The 4,113-nt window shown below is 39.2% G+C and carries 5 protein-coding genes; 3 read left to right on the plus strand and 2 right to left on the minus strand.

What is annotated here, in order from left to right; translation table 11 throughout:
• The first annotated feature begins 1 nt into the window (after nucleotide 1).
• Nucleotides 2-886 (plus strand): DMT family transporter, encoded by an 885-nt coding sequence (locus tag AACQ21_RS04995; RefSeq protein WP_258174162.1) that lies wholly within the window; start codon nucleotides 2-4, stop codon nucleotides 884-886.
• A 115-nt stretch (nucleotides 887-1,001) separates the two neighbouring features.
• Here the strand turns inward: AACQ21_RS04995 and AACQ21_RS05000 are convergent, their stop codons facing one another.
• A complete protein-coding gene (locus AACQ21_RS05000; RefSeq protein ID WP_017045339.1) occupies nucleotides 1,002-1,901 on the minus strand; it encodes a DMT family transporter in 900 nt (299 codons plus the stop codon).
• A 67-nt stretch (nucleotides 1,902-1,968) separates the two neighbouring features.
• Nucleotides 1,969-2,385, minus strand: a complete 417-nt coding sequence (locus AACQ21_RS05005) for a RidA family protein (RefSeq protein ID WP_105976301.1) — start codon at nucleotides 2,383-2,385, stop codon at nucleotides 1,969-1,971.
• Nucleotides 2,386-2,485: 100 nt separating this feature from the next.
• Here AACQ21_RS05005 and soxR point away from each other — a divergent pair, with 100 nt between their 5' ends.
• Both soxR and trpS read left to right on the plus strand, forming a co-directional pair.
• Nucleotides 2,486-2,923, plus strand: coding sequence for a redox-sensitive transcriptional activator SoxR (gene soxR, locus AACQ21_RS05010; RefSeq protein WP_094133852.1), 438 nt, complete (start codon nucleotides 2,486-2,488; stop codon nucleotides 2,921-2,923).
• A gap of 296 nt (nucleotides 2,924-3,219) precedes the next feature.
• A partial coding sequence (trpS, locus tag AACQ21_RS05015; protein WP_105976302.1) for a tryptophan--tRNA ligase occupies nucleotides 3,220-4,113 on the plus strand: 894 nt, incomplete at its 3' end.

A 4,113-nucleotide genomic window follows, 5' to 3' on the forward strand; every position in this document is an offset into this window, starting at 1 on the left:
GATAAGGACAATCGGTTTAACCGCTATAGCACCGATTGTCTGGGGAAGTACTTATATTGTTACCACTGAGTTGTTGCCAGCAGAGTCACCGTTGCTTGCATCAACAATTCGAGCTTTGCCGGCAGGTTTGTTTCTAGTCTTAATTAGCAAGACGTTACCTGATAGCAAGTGGCTGAGCCGTCTTGCGTTACTTGGCTTTTTAAATATTGGCTTGTTTTTCTACTGTCTATTCTTTGCTGCGACTTATCTACCTGGGGGGATGGCGTCGATAGTGATGTCTATCCAGCCTATGTTCGTACTCCTACTAAGCTGGAAGTGGCTAAAATCAGAGCTATCATCGCGTCAAATTTGGGCTAGTGTGGTTGGAATCTCAGGTATTGTCTTGCTGGTCATCAACAGTGCTGTACAGATCAATTTATTAGGAGTTGTTGTTGCTTCTATTGGTACATTAAGTATGGCTTCTGGGGTTGTATTAACAAAAAAATGGGAAAGACCTAGAGAGATAACTTTACTGAGTTTCACCGGTTGGCAACTGCTTTTTGGTGGGTTCATGCTGCTGCCAGTAGCCTTATGGATTGAAGGGCTTCCTGAACATTTTAGTTTGTCAAATTATATTGGATATCTGTATCTGAGTGTAATAGGCGCAATTTTGGGCTACTCCTTATGGTTTCGAGGAATAGAAAAGCTGCCACCGGTTACCGTTTCTTTTCTCGGTTTTCTCAGTAGCGTGTCTGCATGTGTGTTGGGTTATCTCATTCTCGATCAAACCTTAACGTGGCTTCAATTATTAGGGGCAATGTTTGTCCTAGTTGCTATCGCTTTGGCAGCCCCTCGTACAAATTCGTCATCTGATAAAGCTAATAATTTACTTTTAAAAAGGAACTAATATGAAGATTACAATTATATAAGAACCACATTGTAATGGATCATTACTAGCGCTCAGTCTGCCCCTCTATTGACTGTGAATTATTATGGTCCATTTTTTATTCACGGCTCTATATCTATTCCAAAGGCTCTGACTGCATTTTCTGGTCATGCTTTGCAGCCATTTGATTCATTAGAAGAGCAGATAAAATGATCCCAAGAGCCAGCCATGATGTAGTCTGAATACTATCATTAGTAACCAGCGCGGAGATTAATACGCCTATCGCAGGCACAAGATAATTAGTCATCGAAGTAAAAACAGCGCCTGCGTTCTTGATACTCATCATGTAGAGATAATAAACCACTCCCGCACACATCACACCAAGATAGATCACAGCAGTAAAGGCGCTCAAAGGTGGCGATTTTTGTGTCAGTGTCATCGTTGTGGTGAGAGAAATTATAATTAATTGAATACTCGCCATAAAAAGAACATTTCTTGCCACTATCAGGGGATGTTCTTCTTTAACTCGGTTGAGCAGGAGCAAAGCAATAGCAAAGCATATCGCAGCAAATAATACTGCTAGGATGCTAATGAGACTAACTCTCGAAGATGTTGACATTAAATCTGGGTAAAAAAGGACAACTAAACCACTAAAACCCACGATGACACTTAGCAGATTACCTTTACTAATCCTAGCATTCTTTATAAACACAGGAGCAAGAAGCAGTGCATAAAAAGGTAGTGTACCCATTAATATCGCTGTTACTGAACTGCTCAACTCTTTTTGAGCAAAAGGTATAAGAATGAAAGGAATCGTTGCTTCAAGTAAACCAATGACAGCATAAAGTAGCCACTGTTTACTATCACTACTAATTCGCATGACCCGACAGATAATAAACAAAGTGATTGCACCGAATATTGCACGCAATGTACCTATCCATACTGGATTGAATGCCTCTAGTGCATTCTCTTGAAAAATAAATTGTGATCCCCAAATCAGCCCAATGGCGAGCAGAGTTAAGTAGTTTTTAAGCATAGTAAAATCCCAATACAATCAATAAGCTTTCGGTGTCAAAAAAGAGCTCTTAAATATAGTGCTATAGTCAAGCTGACTTAAATGCAATAACATCAACCTCAATTAGCATGCCGTCAAGAGCTAACTTAGGTACTGGAATTAAGGTGCTTGCGGGCAACGTATCTAACGGCCAACGTTCTTGCATCTCTTTACTCCAAATATTCAGCTTTTCACTATCATGATCAACAATAAGGACAGTGATCTTTAGAACATCCTCAAAACTAAGCTCATGGGCATTAAGCGCAATCTCTAGGTTTGATAATAAAATGCAAGTCTGATGAAGAAAATCACTACTAAGCTTATGTTCAATACCTTCACCACCACTTTGGCCCGAAATGTAAACTAGCTCTCCTTTGCTTGGTGCCTTCACTGTATGACAAAAACCAAATGGTGTTGGATTAAAAATCTCTGGTGGATTATGGAAGACTGGCTTTATTTTTAGCATAATAATGACCTTTTATACGTTGAATTCAAAAGTAAGCAGGAGTATAAAAGTTCAAGTTAACTTGAAGTAAAGCGATAATTTGACAAAAGTTGAAATAACTGTGAGCAGAAATGATTATCTAACTATTGGACAGCTAGCCGAACGTAGTGGTGTAGCAGCATCGGCTTTACGCTTTTATGAAGCTAAAGGTTTAATTGCTTCCTTTCGAACCAATGGTAATCAACGCCGTTATTTACCTTCGATGCTACGTAGAATTGCACTCGTTCAAGTAGCTCAATCTGTAGGGTTTACATTAGAAGAAATAGCAAAAGAGTTAAGCACCTTACCAATGAATCAAGCGGCCACAAAGCGAGATTGGGAGAGAGTTGCAAATAAATGGCAGCAAGACCTCGACCATAAAATAGCAAAAATCCAATTATTAAAAGACAATCTTTCAGGATGTATCGGATGTGGCTGCCTGAGTATGAAGAAATGTCACCTAATTAATCCAGAAGACAATCTTAATCAGCAAGGGCAAGGGGCGCAGAGAATCATTTGATTATACATTAGGCAACCCACTACTTTTATTAAAGCGTTTCAATTTCCTTCTCTGATAACTGTGTTTACCTAAGTTTATCGATAAGAAACCGCTCTTCTATAAAGTTGATTTTCAAAAGAATTGTTGATAAGTTGCAAAAATGAAAAACATTTCAACGCCTTCGTCATTATTTTTCTGGTGGCGCTCTATTTAGAGCGGCGCGGAATTTTTACATTCTTAAGCTGCTGGAAGGTAGCTGAGACTGTAATTTCTTTTGTATCTCCAGTAGCGATCTATTTTTACTAGGAGATATATGAATGAATACAAGTCAATACACTGAAAAATCGGAAGTAATTTTAACTGGCGATAGAGCTACTGGCCCATTGCACCTGGGGCATTATGTCGGCTCTTTAAAACAACGGGTCGCTTTACAAGATATTCACGAGCAAACAGTTCTTGTTGCTGATATGCAAGGTCTTACTGATAATGCTCACAATCCGAAGAGAGTATCATCTAATATTCTTAATGTCGTCGCGGATTATCTCGCTGTTGGTATCGATCCCTGTAAAACTACAATTTGTCTTCAATCACAACTCCCTGCTCTTGCTGAATTGACTATGTACTACAGCAATCTTGTGACAATCAGTCGATTAGAGCGAAACCCAACGGTCAAAAGTGAAATACAAAGCAAAGGCTTTGAACGATCAATTCCGGCTGGTTTTTTAACCTACCCTATATCTCAAGCAGCTGATATTACTGGCTTTAATGCAACATTGATTCCAGTTGGGGATGACCAGTTGCCAATGCTTGAACAAACTAATGAGATAGTTAGAAAGATTAATTTATTAGCAGGACGAATCGTTTTGAACGAGTGTAGACCCTTGTTAAGCAACGCATCACGTTTACCTAGCACAGATGGTAAAAATAAGATGTCTAAGACGATGGGAAATACCATTAATCTTGGCGCTACTGAAAAAGAGATCTCTGCTGCAGTAAAGTCTATGTATACCGATCCTAACCACCTAAGAATCGAAGATCCTGGTGCTATTCAAGGCAATATCGTATTTACTTACCTCGATGCATTTCACCCTGATCAAAATCATATCAACCAACTAAAAGAACATTATCAACGTGGCGGACTTGGAGATGGAACAACAAAAAAAGTATTAGAGGAATGCTTACAAGATATGCTCAGACCAATAAGGGAAAGA

The organism is Vibrio sp. V01_P9A10T6 (assembly GCF_963877065.1).
Classification (GTDB): Bacteria; Pseudomonadota; Gammaproteobacteria; order Enterobacterales; family Vibrionaceae; genus Vibrio; species Vibrio anguillarum.